This window comes from Bacillus cereus, from assembly GCF_002564555.1.
Taxonomy (GTDB): Bacteria; Bacillota; Bacilli; order Bacillales; family Bacillaceae_G; genus Bacillus_A; species Bacillus_A cereus_K.
Window position 1 is genome coordinate 70,105 of record NZ_NUVD01000014.1, and the last position, 21,996, is coordinate 92,100.

Consider the following 21,996-nt stretch of genomic DNA (forward strand, 5'->3'; position numbering starts at 1 on the left):
TTGAAATGATAGCATTATATCAAAGAATTTAGTATCATGATTCAAGACACTATTTAGAATTGAACGGAGGACATTATGAGCTTATTAACTGTTGAAAAATTAGGCCATACATTTGGTGATCGTACATTATTTAAAGATGTATCCATGCGCTTACTCGCAGGAGAACACGTTGGATTAGTTGGAGCAAACGGTGTTGGTAAATCAACATTTATGAATATAATTACTGGTCAACTTATCCATGATGAAGGCCGTGTCGAATGGACACCTGGCACAAATTACGGTTACTTAGACCAACATACAATTTTAACACCTGGCCGTACAATTCGTGACGTATTAGCAGATGCGTTCTTACCTTTATTTGAAAAAGAAAAAGCTTTAAATGAAGTTACAGAAAAAATGGGAACTGCTACACCTGAAGAATTAGAAGAACTTCTTGAGCAAATGGCGGAAATACAAGATGCTCTTGAAGCAGGCGGTTTCTATTTATTAGATATGAAAATTGAGGAAGCAGCGCGTGGTCTTGGAATTGACGCAATTGGTTTAGATCGTGATGTTGCTGCATTAAGTGGTGGGCAACGTACAAAAGTATTACTTGCAAAGTTACTACTTGAGCAGCCAGAAGTATTACTATTAGATGAGCCTACCAACTATTTAGACGTTGAACATATTCACTGGTTAACAAATTATTTAAAAGAATATCCACACGCATTCCTATTAATTTCCCATGATACGGAATTTATGAATAAATGTGTCGATGTTATCTTCCACCTAGAATTCACAAAGATGACGCGTTATACAGCGACATATGAAAAATTCCTAGAGCTAGCGGAAATTAATAAAAACCAACATATTAATGCTTATGAAAAACAAAAAGAGTTTATAAAAAAACAAGAAGATTTTATTGCGAAGAATAAAGCACGCTACTCAACGACAGGTCGTGCAAAGAGTCGTCAAAAACAACTCGATCGTATGGAACGTATCGATCGTCCTGAAACAGCAATTAAACCTGAATTTTCGTTTAAAGAAAGTCGCGCAAGTAGCCGATTCGTCTTTGAAGGGGAAAATGTAGAAATTGGATATACACACCCGTTATTACCAAAACTAACAATGACAATTGAACGCGGTGAAAAAATTGCGATCGTCGGATGTAATGGCGTAGGTAAATCTACACTATTAAAGACGATTTTAGGTAAAATCCAACCATTAAGCGGAAAAACAAGTCTTGGTGATTTCTTAAACCCATCATACTTCGAACAAGAAGTGAAAGCTGATAATATAACGCCAATTGATGATGTTTGGAACACGTTCCCTAGCTTAGACCAACATCAAGTACGTGCAATGTTGGCAAAGTGCGGTTTAAAAAACGAACATATTTCTCGTCCTCTAAGCCAATTAAGTGGTGGCGAACAAGCGAAAGTCCGTTTATGTAAGCTAATGGGTGAAGAGAGCAACTGGTTACTATTTGACGAGCCAACAAATCACCTTGATGTTACAGCAAAAGAAGAATTGAAGAAAGCGATGAAAGCTTACAAAGGAACAATTCTTTTAGTATGTCACGAACCAGACTTTTATGAAGATTGGATAACAAAAGTTTGGAATGTTGAAGAATGGTCACAACAAAATTCATAACTTTCCACTACATTTTTCTTACATATTAATTTCCATGTAAGAAAAATGTATTTTTATATTCCATCCTAATAAAAATATAAAATACATCTCCTATATAACCCCGGGCGTATTTTGACAAGTAAACCAATCATGGTATTCTTTTAGGTGATACTCTACATACCAAGAATAGAATATCCTCAATTACTAACAATATAATTGATTTGAAGGAGTGTATAAATTTAATGCCGATTACAGCATTTAATAGAATCAATTCTTTTTTGACTAAAGCTTTATTAATACTATGTCTCATTATCTTTTCATGGATTACATGGGAATCATATCTCACAATTAGCGATAAACTAGAAATTCCAAATTCAGTAAGTCTTCCTATTATGATTGGAATCGGACTCGTTTTTCTTATAGTAGCGTACTTAATAAATAAATATATGTCATCGCTAACATTCGTGATTTCACTTGCTTTATTAGCTTTTACCGTTCGCTTAATTTGGGTTCTACAAATACCAAGCGTACCTTTATCAGATTTTGCAATAATGTATAATAGCGCTATTCAGGCTGTTCATGGTGATTTTAGTTTTACAAATACTACATATTTCACTTCGTGGGTGTATCAACTTGGATTTACGATGTATGAAGCGCTCATTATAAAGGTTTTTGGGGAAGGAATATTTGCTTTACAATTTTTAAATGTCCTATATTGTACGGGAACTACAATATTTGTTTATAAAATTGCTGCGAAAACATTTAATGAATGGTCCGGGCGTATCGCTGGATTGATTTATGCATTATATATTCCAAGTATTATGCTAAGTTCTGTGTTAACAAATCAACATCTAGCTACTTTCTTCTTTTACTTTGGATTTTATTTACTAGTAACTAAAGGATTGCAAAGTAAATACATGTGGATTTTTATTGGTATCTTATTATCTTTAGGGGACATCATGCGACCACTTGGTATGTTAATTTTAATTGCTGTCGCTATTTACATCTTCCTACAAGGAATGCTGGGGAAACCTAAAAAAATCATTTTCAATTCTTTTAAGAAATTATGTGGGATTTTTATTGTTTTCTACTTAGTTCATTACATGATAAGCTTTGCATTTATCTCTTCTGGAATTACACAATATCCATTATCGAATCGCGATCCTCTTTGGAAATTTGTAGTCGGTCTTAACCATGAAACAAAGGGTGGGTATTCCCATGAAGACGCAGTACATATTATGTCTCTAGAGATTGGCGAAGAACGTACTTTAGAAGAAAAGAAAATTATTAAAGAACGATTAGCTGACAAGGACAAGGTGATATCATTATTTGAAGAGAAGTTTGCACTTATGTGGGGTGATACCGATTCTTCTCCATCATGGAGCTTATATACACCAAATTTTGAAATTATGGATGGGATGCACGATTTAAAAGAGAATGCTACTCTATATGAGCGCTATATGTATACAGCTGCGATGTTCTTCGGAATAATAGCGATTCTTTATCTTATAGTAACAAAACAAGATAATCTTCATTACACATTATTTTTACTACTAATTGTTGGGTATGTATTAATTCATCTATTAATTGAATATCAAACTAGATACAGGTATTTCGTAATACCAAGTTTTACTATAATACAAAGTTATGGGATATACGTATGTTTTCAATTCATTCGAAAATTTAAAAAAACTTAAATACAAAGTACCTCCTTTTCAACATTGGAGGTACTTTCTTATAAACAGATAATATGAAGTTCGAAAGTATGTTATAATGTCTACTGGTATCTTTTTGTCTATACCACCTAAATTTATATATTTTATAAAAATGAGGATAATATTATGGAGAAACTTTTAAAGTTTGGTTTAGTAGGAATCTTTAATACACTCATTACAATTATTAGCTTTAATATATTGGTGAAACTCGGGATGAACTACCTTGTTGCTAATACCATTTCCTATTTAATTGGAGTTGCCAATAGCTACTATTGGAATAAAAATTGGGTGTTTAAATCTAATAATAAAAGCATGTCAGTGTTTTTCAAATTTCTAACTGTAAATTTAATTGTATTGGCTTTTAATACATTAAGTTTGTTTATATTAGTAGATAAATTTGCTTTCCCTACATTTATTGCACAAATATTTGCAATTGGTGTCGGAATGATTATGAACTTTTTCCTTAATAAAATTTGGACATTTAATCAAACTGAAAGCCATACTAATTAAAATTAAAATTGAAATAATTTATTAAAACTACGGAGGATACAACATGGAAAAATTAATTTCGGTTGTAGTTCCTATGTACTTCGAAGAAGAAGTAGCACAGGAATGTTATAATCGTTTAAAGTCAGTTATGATTCAAAATAATATTAATTATGAGTTTGTCTTTGTAAACGATGGTAGTACAGATCGTACAATGGAAATCCTATCAGAAATAGCTGCAAATGATTATCGCACAAAAATTGTTAATTTCGCACGCAACTTCGGACATCAAATAGCTGTTACAGCGGGTATTGCTGCTGCAAAAGGTGACGCTATTGTAATTATAGATGCAGACTTACAAGATCCACCAGAAGTTATTCCTGAACTTATTGCAAAATGGGAAGAAGGATATGAAGTTGTTTATGCAAAACGTAAACAACGTAAAGGTGAAACTTGGTTTAAACTTTTAACAGCGAAATATTTCTATAAATTCTTAAACTATATGTCTGATATCGATATCCCAAAAGATACTGGTGATTTCCGAATCATCGATCGCAAGATTGCCGATGTTTTCAATCAAATGACGGAGCGAAATCGCTTCATTCGCGGTATGATGTCTTGGGTTGGCTTCCGCCAAACATATGTTGAATATGAACGTGATGAGCGCTTTGCTGGTGAAACAAAATATCCATTAAAGAAAATGATTAAATTTGCATCCGATGGCATTATTGCATTTTCAACAAAACCGTTACGAATCGTTATGTCTTTAGGCCTATTATCAGTTCTCATTTCCATAATTGTCTTGCTGTATACAATTACTGTGAAAATCGTCGGAGATGGTACTCAAACAGGTTGGGCATCTATTATGGTCGCTATTACATTCTTTAGCGGTATTCAGTTACTTGGCCTTGGAATCGTTGGTCAATATATTGCTCGTATTTATGACGAAAGTAAAAACCGTCCGATTTATATCGTGAAAGAAACAATTAACATTGAAAAAGAAGAGACTGTACAGAAAAAAGAAACAGTGAATATATAATACAAAAGGTAACAATGAAAGCCATCATTGTTACCTTTCTATATTATAATACCCCATAAGTCGCAAACGGAATTCTTTTAAATTTGGATATGCCTCTAAATTAGACAGCATCCCTTGAATAACTGGAATCCTTGGATTTGGTAATCTCATTTCTGCCTCCAGAACATCTAGCGTAACAAGCAATTCATCATCTTCTAATTGATCCGCTAATGTACGCTTGAACACAATGATTTCTTTTAAAAAATGTTCTTTCACTTGTTCCTTAATAAGCTCTGATTTACAAAAAAACTCTCCAAGCCTTTCTTCATGTAAAACGGGTTCTTCCAAAGATTCTATGAGTCCATCTACTAAATGATCTACCCTTTTTAAAATAAACGTCGATACATAGGACAAATCAATTTCTAGTGTTTGTAAAATAATTAGTTCTAAATATCCACGACATATCCCTTCCACTATAATTACTAAATCCAATAAATATGGCATAACCCTGTCACCATAAATAGACAATAAACTATTCCGATAAAATGCGTGAGACTCTAATTTCATCCGCATCATAAATTCTTCCACTTCTTTATTAAATGGAATCGCATTTTCCCTTGCATGCATAATAATAAATTCCTTATGCTTCTGTATATCAGTAAACTGGCAATACAATTGTTTTGCAAATTTTTCACGTGGTAATAATGATTCTTTATCAATATCCATCATTTTCTTTTGAATTTTGTCATAGTAATATCGAAGTGTCGCTAATAACAACTCATCTTTCGATTTGAAATATAAGTAAAAAGCCCCTTTTGATATACCGCAGGCTGTGACGATTTCTTGTACTGATGTCGCATTCACACCCTTGGTCGCAAATAACTTCATAGCCATCTCTATAATTAAGCGCTCTTTTTCTTTCATATCTTCTCTCCTAAATTTAATCTCGCATCTTATACTGCATATATCTCGCTACTTGTGGCAGTAAAAATCCCACTTATTAAAACTTTATTATACCATCTCTTTTCATTGACTACTGACCAACCAGTCAGTTATATTATGTATTAGACTGACCGATTGGTCAATACAATAAAAAGGGAGCGCAAACATGAACAAAATCATCAATTTTTCGTTAAAAAATAAGTTCGCGGTTTGGCTATTAACCATTATTGTTACTATTGCAGGGATCTATTCTGGACTCAATATGAAGCTGGAAACAATTCCTGATATTACAACACCGATTGTAACAGTAACTACGGTTTATCCTGGTGCTACGCCAGAAGAAGTAGCTGATAAAGTGTCAAAACCGATGGAAGAACAACTACAAAATTTAAGTGGTGTAAACGTTGTTAGTTCATCATCTTTTCAAAATGCATCTTCTATTCAAATAGAATATGATTTTGATAAAAATATGGATAAAGCTGAAACAGAAGTTAAAGAGGCACTCTCAAATATGAAACTGCCGGAAGGTGTGAAAGATCCGAAAGTCTCTCGAGTAAACTTTAATGCCTTTCCTGTTATTTCATTAAGTGTAGCCAGTAAAAATGAATCTTTAGCTACCTTAACTGAAAATGTTGAAAAAAATGTTGTTCCAGGTTTAAAAGGACTTGATGGCGTCGCATCCGTTCAAATCGCAGGTCAACAAGTAGACGAAGTACAACTTGTCTTCAAACAAGATAAGATGAAAGAATTAGGTTTAAGTGAAGATACTGTAAAAAATATTATTAAAGGTTCGGATGTATCTTTACCACTTGGCTTATATACATTTAAAGATACGGAAAAATCAGTTGTTGTAGACGGTAACATTACAACAATTAAAGCATTAAAAGAATTAAAAATTCCAGCTATCCCTTCATCACCGAACGGTCAAGGTAGTCCAAACGCTGGCGCTGGTGCACAAACGTCGCAAATGAATCCAGCTGCTATGAATGGAATTCCAACCGTTACATTAGAAGAAATTGCTGATATTAAAGAAGTCGGGAAAGCAGAATCGATTTCTCGAACAAATGGAAAAGAAGCAATTGGAATTCAAATTGTGAAAGCTGCTGATGCAAACACAGTTGATGTTGTAAATGCTGTTAAAGATGAAGTAAAAGATCTTGAGAAAAAATATAAAGACTTAGAAATCATTTCAACATTCGACCAAGGTGCACCGATTGAGAAATCAGTTGAAACAATGCTTAGCAAAGCAATTTTCGGGGCTATCTTTGCGATTGTTATTATTATGTTGTTCCTACGAAATATCCGAACAACGTTAATCTCTGTCATTTCTATACCACTTTCTTTATTAATTGCTGTTTTAGTCATAAAGCAAATGGATATTACGCTTAACATAATGACACTTGGAGCAATGACGGTCGCTATCGGACGCGTTGTCGATGACTCCATTGTTGTTATTGAAAATATTTACCGACGTATGTCGTTATCAGAAGAGAAATTACGCGGGAAAGATTTAATTCGGGAAGCTACGAAAGAAATGTTTATCCCGATCATGTCTTCTACCATTGTAACAATTGCTGTATTCTTACCGCTTGGACTTGTAAAAGGTATGATTGGTGAAATGTTCCTGCCATTCGCCTTAACTATTGTCTTTGCTTTATTAGCATCATTACTAGTGGCAATTACAATCGTACCAATGCTAGCTCACTCCTTATTTAAGAAAGAGAGCATGAGAGAAAAAGAAGTGCATCATGAAGAAAAACCAAGTAAATTAGCAAACGGCTATAAACGTATACTTGAATGGGCTTTAAACCATAAAATTATTACATCAAGTATCGCTGTCCTTCTGTTAATTGGTAGTCTTGCACTTGTCCCAATTATCGGTGTAAGCTTCTTACCATCTGAAGAAGAAAAAATGATTATCGCAACGTACAATCCTGAGCCAGGTCAAACATTAGAAGACGTTGAAAAAATTGCAACGAAAGCTGAAAAGCACTTCCAAGATAATAAAGACGTCAAAACAATCCAATTCTCATTAGGTGGCGAAAACCCAATGAGCCCTGGTCAATCAAACCAAGCGATGTTCTTCGTTCAATATGATAACGACACGAAAAACTTTGAAAAAGAAAAAGAACAAGTCGTGAAAGACCTACAGAAAATGTCTGGAAAAGGCGAATGGAAAAACCAAGACTTCGGAACAAGTGGCGGTAGTAATGAAATTAAACTATACGTTTACGGAGATAACTCGGAAGACATTAAGCCTGTCGTGAAAGATATTCAAAACATCATGAAGAAAAACAAAGACTTAAAAGACGTGGACTCTAGTATTGCAAAAACGTATGCAGAGTACACTTTAGTCGCAGATCAGGAAAAACTAAGCAAAATGGGTCTGACGGCCGCTCAAATTGGAATGGGACTTTCTAATCAACATGATCGCCCTGTTCTCACAACAATTAAAAAAGACGGTAAAGATGTAAATGTATATGTAGAAACTGAGAAACAGAATTATGAAACAATCGATGATTTAACGAATCGTAAAATTACAACACCACTTGGCAATGAAATTGCAGTTAAAGATGTAATGACTGTAAAAGAAGGTGAAACTTCTAATACAGTCACACATAGAGATGGCCGAGTTTATGCAGAAGTGAGTGCGAAATTAACATCGGATGATGTTTCAAAAGCATCCGCAGCAGTTCAAAAAGAAGTAGATAAAATGGATCTTCCTTCTGGTGTAGATGTTTCTATGGGTGGTGTTACAAAAGATATTCAAGAATCATTTAAACAACTTGGCTTAGCGATGTTAGCTGCAATTGCCATTGTATACTTCGTTCTTGTCGTTACATTTGGCGGTGCCCTTGCACCATTTGCAATTTTATTCTCGCTACCATTCACAATCATTGGTGCACTTGTCGCCTTATTAATCTCTGGTGAAACATTAAGTGTATCTGCAATGATTGGTGCGCTTATGTTAATCGGTATCGTTGTAACAAACGCAATCGTACTTGTCGATCGTGTTATCCATAAAGAAAATGAAGGTGTATCAACACGTGAAGCATTAATAGAAGCTGGTGCAACACGCCTGCGACCTATTTTAATGACTGCAATTGCAACAATCGGGGCTCTTATCCCGCTTGCATTAGGCTTTGAAGGTAGTGGCTTAATTTCTAAAGGACTTGGTGTAACCGTAATTGGTGGATTAACGAGTTCAACGTTATTAACACTTCTTATTGTTCCAATCGTTTATGAATCACTAAGCAAATTTAAAAAGAAAAAAGTAAAATAAAAAGAAATAACCTCGCTAACTGCGAGGTTATTTTTTATCTCCAAACAAGATTAGGAAATCACCATATCCTTCTTTCTCTAGCTCCTCTTTTGGGATAAATCGAAGAGCTGCTGAATTTATACAATAACGAAGTCCATTTGGCCCTGGACCGTCTGGAAATACATGCCCAAGATGTGAGTCTCCTTCTTTGCTTCTCACTTCCGTACGCGTCATATTATGACTCACATCCATTTTTTCTTTCACACTAGCTGACATAACCGGTTTCGTAAAACTCGGCCATCCACATCCACTATCAAATTTATCTACAGAAGTAAATAACGGTTCCCCTGAAACGATGTCTACATAAAGACCTTCCTCTTGATGGTTCCAATACTCATTTCGAAATGGTGGTTCTGTACCATTTTCCTGCGTTACATAAAACTGCATCTCGTTTAGTTTTTCTTTTAAATGGGCATTATTCTTTGGCCAATGTTGTTTAATAAAAGCATCACGCCCTGAACCTTTACGATATAACTCATAGCGGAATGTGTTTTTCTTATGATATCCTTGATGATATTCTTCAGCTGGATAAAATGTAGTAGTGGGCAATATTTTTGTCGCAATTCGTTTTGAAAAGCGCCCACTCTGTTCAAGCTCTTCTTTTGAAGCTTCTGCCTTTTTATGTTGTTCTTCACTATGATAAAAAATCACTGTTTCGTAAGACTGTCCGCGGTCGTGGAATTGTCCTCCGATATCAGTCGGATCAATTTGTCTCCAATATATATTTAATAACTCTTCATACGACATTTTATTTGCATCGAATGTAATTTGTACTGCCTCATAATGTCCAGTTGTTTCCGAGCACACTTCTTTATACGTTGGATTCTCTGTATGGCCACCTGTATAGCCTGAAACAACTTGTATAATCCCTTCCATCTCTTCAAATGGCGAAACCATGCACCAGAAACATCCTCCAGCAAATGTAGCTAGTTCTATCTTTTCATTTACAGCCATTATTTCACCCCTATTCTATATTCTCCTTACAGTATGGCATAAGAAACACCATGTTATAAAAGAAAAAGCATCGAATATCGATGCTTTTTCTTTACTCTATTGTTTTCCTACATCCTGATCCATTTCATCACTTGTCACATCTAAAACATCTAATAAGAAAATGAAGATTGGAATACCGATAATTAGTCCCCACACACCTAAAAAGTGTTCAGAGAAAATTAGTATCATAAACGTGTAGAAGATCGGTAAATTTGTTTTTTGTGACATAAATTTCGGGTTTAACACATAGCTTTCGAGCGCATGGATTACTGTTACGATAACTATAATATAAACGACATACATAATACCGCCGATATTGTAAGCAATCATACAAAGCGGGAATAGCGAAATAATAACACCTGCCACTGGAATTAAACCAAGCAAGAAAATCATTAACCCTAAACCTAATAATTGTGGGAAGTCTAATATCCATAATGCGATAACAGATAAAACACAGTTAACAATCGCAATTAAAAATTGTGCTTCAATTACTTTTCCGAATGAACGTGCAAATTTCTTTCCAAAATACTCAATTTCAGTATAGAAAATGGCAAGCCTGCTTTCTTTAAACTTCGCAGTAAAAGCAACGATACGCCCTTTTTCAAGTAAGAAAAATAAGCTTAAAATTACAGAAAGTAAAACTTGAAGGCCGAATTTCCCAACATTTGTAATGGATTTATACAAAATGTCTACGCCTTGCCCTACATATTTAGAAAGTTCCATATGATTAACAGCATTAACCGCATACTTAATTAATTCACTATCAGGTGGATTTCTTAAAAATACATTGAATTGATAAATCAATTGTGAAATTTGTATTGTTAATACCGGTAAATATTTAAATAGCGTAATGGCAATTCCCGCCACTAACATTACATATAAAAGCGCTATAATAATTTTCCGATTGATTGGCATGAAATGTTCTAATTTACGAGAAATAAACTTTTGGAATCGATCCATTAAATACGTCAACATAAACGTAATTAAAATTAAATTTAACATACTTTGCATCCCATACAATATGAGAGCAAGTAATACTAATACGATTAACCTCTGAAATCCTTTGCTTTGAAACAGGTTTTTTATTTGCATAATCGACGAGTACTCTCTCCTGTCCTATAAAGTAAAACTTTAATAAGTAGATTTTTTCTCTCTTTTCTACCTTTAATTATTCGTTCATATTAAGACTCTTATAAGCTTAGTATACCTATCCCTTGTCAGACCACATAATCGCTTACTTCTTATTTTACAATACAATGACCTAATTCAAAACGTATTCTCCGTAGTATTAATGAAGATTTAAAGAAACTTGCATTTTATTAAACATAGGTCTTACCACTACTGTAACATAAAAAGCAAGCTATCAGTAGAAATCCGTCCTACAAATAGCTTGCTTTTCTCGTTTTTTTAAGTAAGTTTTACTATCCCATGAATGGCATGAACATCGGTATGACAACTACTGTTACAACCCCCACTACTGTTACAGCAATACTCGCCATAGCTGCCTCTACTTCACCCATTTCAATTCCTACTGCAACGCCTAATGCATGACCTGCTGTTCCAAGCGCTAGCCCTTTTGCAATTGGATGTTTCACTCTAAATGTTTTTAAGAATAATGCTCCTAATGCGTATACGATAACTGCGTTAAAAATAACCGCAAACGATGTAATTGCTGGAATACCACCGATACTTTCAGAAATTGGTAATGCAATCGCTGTTGTTGCCGCCTGTGGTAACATTGAATTCATTACTGCTGTATCTAAACCAATTGCTTTTGCAACAATGAACACAACAATTACTGAACAAATAGATCCAATCACGATAGCTGATAAAATTTGCCACCAATATTTTTTTAACTTATCAACTTGTTTATATAATGGAATTGCAAAGGCGATTGTCGCTGGCTCTAAGAAGAAACTAATCATCTTCCCACCAGTATTATATTCTTCAAAAGTAAAGTTACCTACCTTTAAAAATACGATCCCTAATACCATTGCTACGAATAATGGTGTAAATAAGAAGAATCCTTTTGAGTGTTTGAATAAAAACGTTCCGATTCCGTATGCAATTAATGAAACGACGATTCCGAAATATGGAGTCATTGTACTTGTCATGTTCATTACCTCCTAGCCATGTATGTTCTAAAATAGTTACGCGACTTTTCCGTGTTTTCTTCCTTTGTTTACAACTTTCAATTCTTTTGTATCTTTTGTTTCTTTGTCATCTTTACCTAACATTAATTGTGCAGATAAACCTGTTACAGCAAGTAAAATAATTGTTGCGACAACAATTACAGTTAGAATTTGTACAAAATTTTGGCTCATTACACCAAGAGAGTTAATAACTGAGATACCTGATGGGACGAAAAGAAATCCGATAATACCTGTTAAGGCTGTTCCAAATGATTCAACTTGCTCCAATTTAATAACCTTTAAACATAATAGACTAAATAAAACGACTAACCCAATTACTGATGCGGGCATCGGAATGGGTAAATGGGTTGAGATAATATTAGAAACTAACATAATAGCTGAAAAAACGAATATTTGTGATAAAAAACCATATACTTTTTTTGTGCTCATTTTGGCCACCTCTTTTGATTTGGTACCTTTATTTTATAGGATATAAATGTAAAAGAAAGCGTTTGCATAACAGAATGTCAAATATAAACAGTCAATTACAAAAATTATACAGTGAAATACAAAAGCTGCTTCTTAAATACGAAGCAGCTTCTTGAGCTCTTTTGCATATGTACGACTAACAGGTACTTTTGAACCTTCTTTCATGATTAAATTATAAGTAGAATTGAACCATGGCTGTATTTCTGTAATATGATTAATATTTGCAATAAAACTACGATGAACACGCATAAAAATTGTTTGTGGTAATTTCTTTTCCAAAATGACAAGCGTATCATGTGTTACATATTTTTCTTTCATCGTTTTTACAGTTACTTTCCCATCTTCAAGTCCTACATAAATAATATCTTCAATATTAACAAGTACAATTGACTCTTCAATTGGTAGTGCTAATTTATGCATCTCGGTCGTTACATCTACACTCTTTACATCTTGCTTTGTTTCTATTTTTGTTTGCTTTTGTTTCTTATATTTCTTTAATGTCTGTACGATACGCTCTTCATCAAATGGTTTTAAAATATAATCTAACGCATCTACTTCAAAAGCTTGCAGTGCATATTGATCATATGCAGTTGCAAACACGATTGAAGGTGGATTTTTCATCTTTTTCAATATATTTGCGATTTCAAATCCGTTATCATCAGATAGTTGAATATCTAGAAAAACAATGTCTGGCTTATTTTTCATTAATTCTTCTAAAGCGTCCTCTACACAATCCGCCTCACCGATTATCTCCACTTCTTTCGTTTGCTCTAATAAATATTTCAATTCATCCCGTGCTAACATTTCATCATCAACTACCAATACTTTTAACACTCGGTTCTTCCTCCCCTATTTTTTTTGGAATTACAAAGATAATCTCCGTCCCCTTGTTTAATTCACTTTCAATTTGAAGCATTGTCTCTTTCCCAAATAACCCGATAAGTCGTTCATTAATATTATATAAAGCTGTTCCAGTCCCTTTCTTTGATGAAACTACCATTTTTCCTAATTGCTCTAGACGTTCACTCTCAATCCCTTGCCCATTATCTTTCACTTCAAAATGAACCATCCCCTCTTTTTCAAACACATGCACCTCAACTTGGCACAATGGCTGCTTTTTCGGAAAAGCATGGCGCAATGCATTTTCAACTAATAACTGAAGCACAAATGGTGGAACTAAAGTTGTCTTTAATTCTTCTTCAATGTACATCTTTACTTCATACTTATTTGGAAATCTCGCTTGCTCTAACGATAAATATGCTTGTACATGATTCAATTCTTGTTCCAATGGAATAAGTAATTGACGTGCACCTTGCAAATTACAACGAAAATAGACGCTAAGCTGCAGCAATAATTTTCTCGCCTTCTCTACATCTGTTCGGCATAAAGCTGATACTGTATTAATCGCATTAAATAAAAAGTGTGGATTAATTTGTGCTTGTAGCGCCTTTATTTCAGCATCTTGTAATAACTTACTTTGTAACTCCGCTTCACCTAACTCAAGCTGTGTGGAAAATATTTTAGCTAGCCCTTCCGCTAACTCTTCTTCAACACGGCTTAATTGACTAGCGTTTTTAAAATAAAGTTTTAATGTTCCTATCGTATTCCCATGTGAAGTTAATGGAATAACAACTGCCGCTTGCAATGGACAGCCATCATGTTGGCAATTAATAATTTCACGCGATTTCGCTTTCATTATTTTCCCTGTATGTAGGACCTCTTTCGATAAACCTGTTATTAAACTGTGTGAAGGAATATGATGATCTGATGCTAATCCAACGTGAGCTAAAATTTTCTCTGTATCTGTTAAGGATACCGCATCTGTTCCTGTAAAGCGGTGAATAATTTGTGCCACATGCTTACAAGATTCTTCTGTTAAACCCCGGCGAAAATAAGGTAACGTTTTATCAGCAATGCGCAATACTTTATGCGTCTGCAATGCTTTCGCATTCTCTTCCTGACGCAAAATAGCTTGGATCATAGAAAGTAAAATAAAGCTCCCGAAACTATTCACAAGGATCATCGGTATCGCAATTGTTTTCACAATACTCATTCCATCCTCTACAATTAATAGAATCATAATCATTTCTAAAGAAACGATAAACACACTTAAAACCGCTGAAAATTTAGGCGTAATTGCACGATTATATTTTTTAAAAATGTATCCAATATAACCTGCTATAACTCCTGCTAAAATTGAAGAGATTGCACAACTTGCCGCTGTCGTCCCACCAAGCATATAACGATGAATGCCAGCAATCGATCCTACTCCAATTCCGACGATAGGTCCACCGAGCAATCCACTAATTCCAACACCCATAATACGTGTATTCGCAATTGTACTCGATGAAGAAACACCTTGTAGCCAATTCTCATTCATAATCGTATTCCCTGCAATTTCAATCCCGGTGTAATTGCTTACAATTGTAAACACTGAAAAAATACAAATAAGCTTAAACTTATCTACATATCCGTCTTGCTTATAAAGAAGACGCCGGAACGTTTTAGTATGAGAAAGTAAAAATCCTAAAATAACAATAAGTCCGACGCGTTCAATCATCATAAGTACTAAATTTAGCATCTGTGATTCATTCCTTTTTGTTTAGTCAGTTTTATCCCAGTTGATGTAGGCTAATAATCAGTGATGGATCAGAAAAATCCTCACCAATTATAGCTTCACTTTATTATCGAAAAATAATAAGGTAACCGTCAAGGGGGATGGATATATTTTAAAAAATCCCACCAATACAATTAAACTTTTAGCGGACATAAAAAGAGAGGAAGCTCCCCAAAATAAGAACCTTCCTCTCTTTTTATTATCTATTTTGATTTACTAGCTTTTTGAAATAAGAAGGCAGTTTTATCTTCTTCTTTTACAATACCTTGTTTTAATGCTAATTCTCCTGCAACTTTAGGCGCTAACCATAGCATTGGGAATAACAGGATGGATACCGGAACTGCTGTCACTACAATGAATGATTGCAACGCATTAATACTTCCCTCACCCATATATAAAAGAATTGCTGCAACTGTGCCCATAATAAGCGACCAAAAAACTCGCAAGCTAATTCTAGGATTGCCATCTCCAGTCACTGCCATTGAAATAGAATAGGCCATTGAATCCCCTGTTGTCACTACGAATAAAATGGTTAATAAAAGAAATGCAGGTCCGATAATATTAGAAAGCGGCAATTGCTCGGTAATTGCAATCATTGCTGCCGGCATACCAGACTCACTTAACGCGTCCGAGATGGAACCAGGATTCATTAACTCATAAAACACACCTGATCCACCCAAAATCGTAAACCAAAACGTTGTAATAATAGGTGCAATAATTCCAATTGCAACGATGATTTCTCGAATCGTTCTTCCTCTTGAAATTCGACTCACTAAAATTGCCATCATCGGTCCATATCCAATAAACCATCCCCAGAAGAAAATTGTCCACGATCCTAACCAACTTGCATCACCACGATATGTGCTTATTGGAATAAATTCATGTACATAAAATCCAAATGAAGAAACAAACGAATCAATAATAAATCCACCTGGCCCAAACAGTAATATGAATGCCATTAACAAAATTGCTAATCTAACATTTAAATTACTTATAATTTGAATCCCTTTATCAATACCTGTTACTGCAGATATAGTAGACACAGCCACTACACAAACGATAATTGCTAATTGAGTAGTAAACACATCAGAAATTCCAAATAATTCTTGCAAACCATAACTTGCTTGTAATCCTAAAAAACCAATTGGACCAATTGTTCCTGCAGCCACCGCAATAATGGCAAACGCATCGATCATCGTTCCAAGCATGCTCTTTCGTAATTTCTCTCCAAAAATAGGATATAAAAGTGTTCTAGGTTTTAATGGCATCCCTTTATGATAATGCCCATACATCATAACTACTGCACTAATTGTTCCTAGAATTGTCCAAGCTAAGAAGCCCCAATGCATATAACTTTGTGCTAATGCGGGCATGACTGCTTCTTTCGTTCCAGCAGATATCCCCTCATGTATTGGTGGCACCGTCATCAAATGGTACATCGGCTCTGCTGCCGCCCAAAAAACGCCGCCTCCAGCAAGTAATGTAGACATAATAATAGCAAGCCATTTTGCCGTACTAATCTCAGGTTTTTCTAGCCCTCCAAGTTTAACTCTCCCATATTTCGAGAATGCCATACACATCGCAACAATAAATGTACCTAACAATAACACTTGCCAAAAGGCACCGAAATATTTAATTGAAGCTGCAAAACCGCTATTAATGACTCTCTCTACATAACTTTTATTTAAAAAAACTGCTATTACAAATAATAAAAGTGAGCCACCACTAATAAGAAATACAGGCCAATCCGTTTTTCGACTCTTCATCCTCATTTATACTTCCTCCTTCCTTAGCAATCTAAAAAAACAACTTTATTATGTTTTCTTGTTTAAACCCAAAACACAATAATTATATATGCATAATAATTTATTAGTTTTCCACATACTTATGTTGTCCCTAAAAATATGCTAAATCCCTTATTTCAAAGAAATTATCTATTCCTCCTACATAAAAAGACAAAACAAAAGACCTTATATTTCTATAAGGTCTTCGAAACAGAAATTTGATTATAACATACGGAACTCCATGGTTCAAAAAGCCCCTTCCCTAAATAACTAAGAGTAAAGGCTTCCAATTGCTACATAGCAGTAATTAAAAAAAATTATATTTTACAGGAAACGCCCTATACTACAAACTATTTATGAAAGAAATTCGGCTTCAGAATATCATTTGGATACGGTTTATGATAAATATGAGTAGCAGCTGGCGACAGCGGCGGAATTAACCATACCCAGTTCCCTGTTACAACACGGCCACAAGCAGCTTCCTGCTTCTCAAACTGTTGAAATTGTTGTGCAGCAGTATGATGATCTACAATACTAACTCCTTGTTTTTTAAAGGAATGTAACACAGCAATATTTAACTCAATTAATGCCTTGTCTTTCCATAACGTACTATTTCTTGATGTGTCCAAATCCATCATTTCTGCAACTGCTGGGAGTAAATTATAACGATCATGATCCGCTAAGTTACGAGCACCAATCTCCGTTCCCATATACCATCCATTGAAAGGAGCAGCAGTATAAGAAATACCACCAATCTCTAAACGCATATCTGAAATCATCGGTACTCCATACCATTTCACTCCGAGCGAGGCTACAGGGTACTCTGGATGCTCAATTGGTACTTCTTTCACTTCTTCTTTTGGGATTTCCTTATATATAGGTGCTTTCCCGTCTATAGAAAAGACGAGCGGTAATACATCAAAATTCGTGCCTTCTCCTTGCCAACCAAGCCCCTGACAAAAATCCGTAAATGTAGCAGAATGGGAATCACCGATCACTCCCATTTCCGTTTTATATCCTGCATATCGAATTAATTGATGATTATAAATCCGAATATTATTTTCTTCCCCTTGATATTGCTTAAAAATCGTAATTGTCGGTTTCACTTTCCCATCGTTCGTTGCATACTTAATATGATGAATTAATGCATTATATACACCTTCTTCATCATTCACTTCACGTGCGTCTAATATGTGCATCTTACTCCAGAATAGTCTCCCAATACATCTATTACTATTGCGCCACGCCATTCTCGAACCATGAACAAGTTCTTCGAATGTATGCTCATACGTGCCCGTCTTCTCTATTTCAATTTGAATTTCTTTTATACGCTCTTCTATTAATTGCTCTTTATTAAGCTCTTTATAGCAAATCGTAACAAAATTACTTGCTTCCTCTATTAATTGTTTCGTTTTACTCATAAACAATCTCCTTCTATTTCAACAAAACGCTACTACTTTACAGTATAAGCAAAAAAGATAAGAGTCACAAACGAAAGTGAAATCATTAGTCATGCATGTAAGGGGAATTTTGTAATGTAAAATGATATTGTCGAAATCCTCCAGAATCCCCCGGATTGCCACCCGGGATTTATGATTACTTCATTGTATTTATGTAATGACGTAAAACTTTTTCCGTCTCTGGTTTCAACTCTCGGAATGAAAATCCCAATTCACGAGCCTTTCCATTATGTAACGTACAATTCGTCACTTCATTATAAGGAGCTATATTGCCTCCTGCCTTTTGAATACACGCTTTTATCCCAGTGTTCTCTTCTATGAAACGAATAACTTCTCTGGTAGAGACTACCCCGTTACTACAGGCATTAATTGGCCCTTCTATATTTTCCATCCCGCGCCAAGCTAAAAACTCCCCTGCTTCTTTTTCATGTATAAATGACAATTCTCCATCTACATGCTCCACAGCGATCGCCTCTTGTTTCTTAATATGTTCAACATAAAATTGTAATCTTTTTGTATAATCATTTTCTCCGATAACAACTGGAAAACGCACCGCAACGACTGGAAATGTTGCATGTTGAAATAACACCGCTTCTGCTAATTTCTTTCCTTCATTATAAGTAAAATCTTTCCTATCTCCGTACGTAATTGCATACTCATATGGATTAAAATTCTCTTCTAACAAGTCTAGTGCCGGCTCATAAACAGCCATTGAGGATGTCATAACATATTTCTTCACTCTCCCACGCAACACTTTACATATAATTTCCGCTGCATTTGGGCTATAGCATAAATTATCATATACAATCTCATAACTTTTGCCTTCTAAATGCTTTGTTAATTGTTCCTCGTCTTCCCTATCTACTACAATTCTTTTTACTGCATTTCCAAAAGAATCCTCAGTAAATCCCCTTGTAGCAATCGTTACATCATGACCAGCTTGCAAAAGTGATTCCACTAAATGTTTACCAAAAAACCTTGTTCCTCCTAACACTAACACTTTTTTCAACCTCATCATCCCCGTTTGTATCAATTGTAAAATACTACCTCTATTATAAACGCTACTAGATAAAAAGCATGGAATCAGTTTAACGATTCCATGCTTTTCTACAAATGATATATTAACGGACTCTATATTTAAAAATACAATAACAGAAATATAAAATTGAAATTACCGATACATAAACCCAGAGTTCATATACAAATCCCTCTCCCCATACTCCCATAAAATAAAAGAGCGAAGGCAAAGTCAACGTTACCCATGATTGTACAAAGGCAATTCTTCCAAGATATTGATTAATATTCTTTTTTTGTGTATTTAACACAAAGAATAAATACCAAAGTAATGCCCACATAAACCATGTTAACGCATTAACAACATCATGGAATTGAACAAATGAAACAACCATATAGAATAAGGCTATAATCGCTACCCAAATACAAAACCATCCTAGACCACTACTATCCATTCCTTTTATAAAAGTAACACCTACATATAAATATGTTAATCCAAATAAAAAAGTAGCTGCATATGAATACACTGTCCAATTACTTTGGTCAGAAATCATGATCAGATAGAACGGAATAATAATTTGTAATGCACCCACAAATAAATTAAACACACCCGCACTTTTCATCTCTGCTTTTCCTAAAATGACAAGGCTATTTAAAAATAAAGCTGCCCCTGAAAGTAATAATCCTACATAACCCATATATATTCGTGTGAAAATCTTTGCCTTTCACACTTTTAACCTCCCCACACTATAAAGTGATACCTATATTATTTTTCTTCCTATTTAAAACTACATACATAATTTTTCATCCGAATAAGTCAGACCTCCTACCTTAAAAAAGAGCAAACTTAAAACGCTTTCAATAATAAATAATCCTATCAAAACATGAAATAGGATTCCTTGATTATAAACGTACTCTAACAATGTTACAAGTGTTGGCATACTTTTCAATAATACGTTTTTAATTTCTATAAAAAATTGATAGAATGATACATTTTACCTATCTCATTCTATCAATTATCTGCATAGAATATCGTACACTCATATTAATTTAGAAAGGTTTGATATTTATGCCTCTTCATTATCCAAATCATTCTGTTTTTCACTCCACAGGTGTATTAACAAGAGAGCCCGCAACTATTTCTGCAGTTGTAAACATTGTAAATCTAGATGCACATTACGCACACTATGTAAATATAGAGGTTTGGGATTGGTCTAACTATTCTAATCCTGTAAAATTACCTGTGCGAATTGGTGAAAATACGGAAGCAGAATTCCCATACCTTTTATCTGGCAATCATTTAGCAGTCTTTTATGCTGATTTAGATGACTCTATTGATTTGTATGAAATTCGTATTTCTTATCCTGGCCACTCCAACATTATTGCAAATTGTTTCGGACGAAGCCTCCCGCCATATGCAAGTCAAGAAGGTAATACAGTGTATCATAAACAACTTGTTCGAATTCATTAATTCCTCCTATTATGTAATAGGGGCTGGTCAGTAATACATTCTTCTCTACGAGAGAATTGTATTACTGACCTAAAACGCCATGGTTGCCCTTAATAGCCTTTAATTTGGAACAACTGCTATTTATCATAAATGTCATTCGGATTCATAGTAGAAACAAATCCATTTATAGAAGCATATTTTTTAGATACGTTATCTGGGGTAACAGTAAATGTTACAATTTTATTGCTTTGTTGCTTAAAATAGCGCATCCAATTTTGACTCCATTCATCTTTTGCAATAACTTGTTTATTGAAGTCTTCCCACAATACACCCTGTATAAAATTCAAGGATGTACTTTTGATTGTTTCAAATCCCCAATTTTGTATAAGGAACAGGTTTGAATCAAGACTTTTAATTTCTTTTAATAAATTTACATATGCTCCCCGGAATTTTTCTTGTGTGGCTGGTTGATCGTAAAAATAATCATCAATATCACCAGCTGTATCTAAAAACACTCCATCTATACCCTTTCCGATAATTTGCTGTTTTACTTTATTTACAACAATACCTCGGTAATGGTCATCAGCTAAATTCATAATATATGTATCCCACTGCTCAATCTTCATTTTCTTACCATCTCTATAATAATAGTCTGATTCAACTACTTGTGATTTATGCCACGCTTCTAATTCTAAAACACTCACATATCCAAGAACCACCGTTCCTGATTTTTTTAATTGCTGAATTTGTTCTTTCGTAAACGCATACGGCTCAATAATAACCATGTCATACTTTGAAAGCCTCTCAATCACTTGCTCATTTGCTTCACCATAATAAATTTTATAACTTTGTACATTCTTTAATATCGGATTCACCACATTCGCTTGTGCGGATGTACTTACGGAAAAAATAAAAGAAAATATAGTTAAAAAGCATATGGAACGTTTTAAAACCATTATAATATTA

At 34.4% G+C, this 21,996-nt stretch carries 18 protein-coding genes; 6 read left to right on the top strand and 12 right to left on the bottom strand.

The genetic code is table 11. From position 1 onward, the window contains the following. Nucleotides 1-75 precede the first annotated feature (75 nt). From COI75_RS06550 to COI75_RS06565, 4 genes are all read left to right on the top strand, one after another. Entirely contained in the window at nt 76-1,629 is a 1,554-nt protein-coding gene (locus tag COI75_RS06550) for an ABC-F family ATP-binding cassette domain-containing protein (RefSeq protein ID WP_000055400.1), read from the top strand. Between the two features lie 221 nt (nt 1,630-1,850). Beyond that, entirely contained in the window at nt 1,851-3,305 is a 1,455-nt protein-coding gene (locus tag COI75_RS06555; protein WP_001122908.1) for a glycosyltransferase family 39 protein, read from the top strand. A gap of 144 nt (nt 3,306-3,449) precedes the next feature. Next, nucleotides 3,450-3,833 (top strand): GtrA family protein, encoded by a 384-nt coding sequence (locus tag COI75_RS06560; RefSeq protein ID WP_000413275.1) that lies wholly within the window; start codon nt 3,450-3,452, stop codon nt 3,831-3,833. Nucleotides 3,834-3,876: 43 nt separating this feature from the next. Then, entirely contained in the window at nt 3,877-4,848 is a 972-nt protein-coding gene (locus COI75_RS06565; protein ID WP_000413113.1) for a glycosyltransferase family 2 protein, read from the top strand. Nucleotides 4,849-4,878: 30 nt separating this feature from the next. Here the strand turns inward: COI75_RS06565 and COI75_RS06570 are convergent, their stop codons facing one another. Then, nucleotides 4,879-5,751 carry a TetR/AcrR family transcriptional regulator gene (locus COI75_RS06570; RefSeq protein WP_000659600.1) on the bottom strand — a complete coding sequence of 291 codons (873 nt, stop codon included), beginning with the start codon at nt 5,749-5,751 and terminating at the stop codon, nt 4,879-4,881. A gap of 184 nt (nt 5,752-5,935) precedes the next feature. On the opposite strand from COI75_RS06570, the gene COI75_RS06575 reads away from it, so the two are divergent. Beyond that, nucleotides 5,936-9,052 (top strand): efflux RND transporter permease subunit, encoded by a 3,117-nt coding sequence (locus tag COI75_RS06575; RefSeq protein ID WP_098448262.1) that lies wholly within the window; start codon nt 5,936-5,938, stop codon nt 9,050-9,052. 27 nt (nt 9,053-9,079) lie between these two features. On the opposite strand, the gene msrB is transcribed toward COI75_RS06575, so the two are convergent. The 10 genes from msrB to COI75_RS06625 form a co-directional block, all read right to left on the bottom strand. Then, nucleotides 9,080-10,045: a peptide-methionine (R)-S-oxide reductase MsrB gene (gene msrB / locus COI75_RS06580; protein WP_000290147.1), complete on the bottom strand. Its 966-nt coding sequence runs from the start codon at nt 10,043-10,045 to the stop codon at nt 9,080-9,082. Nucleotides 10,046-10,141: 96 nt separating this feature from the next. Further along, entirely contained in the window at nt 10,142-11,176 is a 1,035-nt protein-coding gene (locus COI75_RS06585) for an AI-2E family transporter (RefSeq protein ID WP_001166004.1), read from the bottom strand. Nucleotides 11,177-11,505: 329 nt separating this feature from the next. Continuing rightward, a complete protein-coding gene (gene lrgB, locus COI75_RS06590; protein WP_000204772.1) occupies nt 11,506-12,198 on the bottom strand; it encodes an antiholin-like protein LrgB in 693 nt (230 codons plus the stop codon). A gap of 36 nt (nt 12,199-12,234) precedes the next feature. Next, a complete protein-coding gene (lrgA, locus tag COI75_RS06595; protein ID WP_000104890.1) occupies nt 12,235-12,666 on the bottom strand; it encodes an antiholin-like murein hydrolase modulator LrgA in 432 nt (143 codons plus the stop codon). Between the two features lie 132 nt (nt 12,667-12,798). Next, nucleotides 12,799-13,539 (bottom strand): LytR/AlgR family response regulator transcription factor, encoded by a 741-nt coding sequence (locus COI75_RS06600; protein WP_000921826.1) that lies wholly within the window; start codon nt 13,537-13,539, stop codon nt 12,799-12,801. Continuing rightward, the gene (gene lytS / locus COI75_RS06605) at nt 13,517-15,286 is read right to left on the bottom strand and encodes a two-component system sensor histidine kinase LytS (protein ID WP_000933606.1); all 1,770 of its coding nucleotides are present in this window, start codon (nt 15,284-15,286) and stop codon (nt 13,517-13,519) included. Before lytS ends, COI75_RS06600 begins: the two co-directional genes overlap by 23 nt. 239 nt (nt 15,287-15,525) lie before the next feature. After that, on the bottom strand, nt 15,526-17,094 hold the full coding sequence (locus COI75_RS06610; RefSeq protein ID WP_001242475.1) for a BCCT family transporter: 1,569 nt from the start codon (nt 17,092-17,094) through the stop codon (nt 15,526-15,528). A 362-nt stretch (nt 17,095-17,456) separates the two neighbouring features. Continuing rightward, complete coding sequence (locus tag COI75_RS06615) at nt 17,457-18,527, bottom strand: nitric oxide synthase oxygenase (RefSeq protein WP_000047641.1); 1,071 nt, start codon at nt 18,525-18,527, stop codon at nt 17,457-17,459. 175 nt (nt 18,528-18,702) lie between these two features. Next, complete coding sequence (locus tag COI75_RS06620) at nt 18,703-19,584, bottom strand: NAD-dependent epimerase/dehydratase family protein (protein WP_080020330.1); 882 nt, start codon at nt 19,582-19,584, stop codon at nt 18,703-18,705. Between the two features lie 103 nt (nt 19,585-19,687). Continuing rightward, complete coding sequence (locus COI75_RS06625) at nt 19,688-20,278, bottom strand: AmiS/UreI family transporter (RefSeq protein ID WP_000542567.1); 591 nt, start codon at nt 20,276-20,278, stop codon at nt 19,688-19,690. A gap of 371 nt (nt 20,279-20,649) precedes the next feature. On the opposite strand from COI75_RS06625, the gene COI75_RS06635 reads away from it, so the two are divergent. Continuing rightward, on the top strand, nt 20,650-21,051 hold the full coding sequence (locus COI75_RS06635) for a hypothetical protein (protein ID WP_001128272.1): 402 nt from the start codon (nt 20,650-20,652) through the stop codon (nt 21,049-21,051). A gap of 116 nt (nt 21,052-21,167) precedes the next feature. On the opposite strand, the gene COI75_RS06640 is transcribed toward COI75_RS06635, so the two are convergent. Further along, nucleotides 21,168-21,986 (bottom strand): endo alpha-1,4 polygalactosaminidase, encoded by an 819-nt coding sequence (locus COI75_RS06640; protein ID WP_000243350.1) that lies wholly within the window; start codon nt 21,984-21,986, stop codon nt 21,168-21,170. Nucleotides 21,987-21,996: the final 10 nt, after the last annotated feature.

Coding starts and splice junctions, on each gene's coding strand:
- COI75_RS06610 (WP_001242475.1), bottom strand. CDS start 17,094: ATGAGGATGAAGAGTCGAAAAACGGATTGGCCTGTATTTCTTATTAGT.
- COI75_RS06560 (WP_000413275.1), top strand. CDS start 3,450: ATGGAGAAACTTTTAAAGTTTGGTTTAGTAGGAATCTTTAATACACTC.
- COI75_RS06635 (WP_001128272.1), top strand. CDS start 20,650: ATGCCTCTTCATTATCCAAATCATTCTGTTTTTCACTCCACAGGTGTA.
- COI75_RS06550 (WP_000055400.1), top strand. CDS start 76: ATGAGCTTATTAACTGTTGAAAAATTAGGCCATACATTTGGTGATCGT.
- COI75_RS06620 (WP_080020330.1), bottom strand. CDS start 19,584: ATGATGAGGTTGAAAAAAGTGTTAGTGTTAGGAGGAACAAGGTTTTTT.
- COI75_RS06575 (WP_098448262.1), top strand. CDS start 5,936: ATGAACAAAATCATCAATTTTTCGTTAAAAAATAAGTTCGCGGTTTGG.
- COI75_RS06625 (WP_000542567.1), bottom strand. CDS start 20,278: ATGGGTTATGTAGGATTATTACTTTCAGGGGCAGCTTTATTTTTAAAT.
- COI75_RS06565 (WP_000413113.1), top strand. CDS start 3,877: ATGGAAAAATTAATTTCGGTTGTAGTTCCTATGTACTTCGAAGAAGAA.
- lrgA (WP_000104890.1), bottom strand. CDS start 12,666: ATGAGCACAAAAAAAGTATATGGTTTTTTATCACAAATATTCGTTTTT.
- msrB (WP_000290147.1), bottom strand. CDS start 10,045: ATGGCTGTAAATGAAAAGATAGAACTAGCTACATTTGCTGGAGGATGT.
- COI75_RS06555 (WP_001122908.1), top strand. CDS start 1,851: ATGCCGATTACAGCATTTAATAGAATCAATTCTTTTTTGACTAAAGCT.
- COI75_RS06640 (WP_000243350.1), bottom strand. CDS start 21,986: ATGGTTTTAAAACGTTCCATATGCTTTTTAACTATATTTTCTTTTATT.
- COI75_RS06585 (WP_001166004.1), bottom strand. CDS start 11,176: ATGCAAATAAAAAACCTGTTTCAAAGCAAAGGATTTCAGAGGTTAATC.
- COI75_RS06570 (WP_000659600.1), bottom strand. CDS start 5,751: ATGAAAGAAAAAGAGCGCTTAATTATAGAGATGGCTATGAAGTTATTT.
- lrgB (WP_000204772.1), bottom strand. CDS start 12,198: ATGACAAGTACAATGACTCCATATTTCGGAATCGTCGTTTCATTAATT.
- COI75_RS06615 (WP_000047641.1), bottom strand. CDS start 18,527: ATGAGTAAAACGAAACAATTAATAGAGGAAGCAAGTAATTTTGTTACG.
- lytS (WP_000933606.1), bottom strand. CDS start 15,286: ATGCTAAATTTAGTACTTATGATGATTGAACGCGTCGGACTTATTGTT.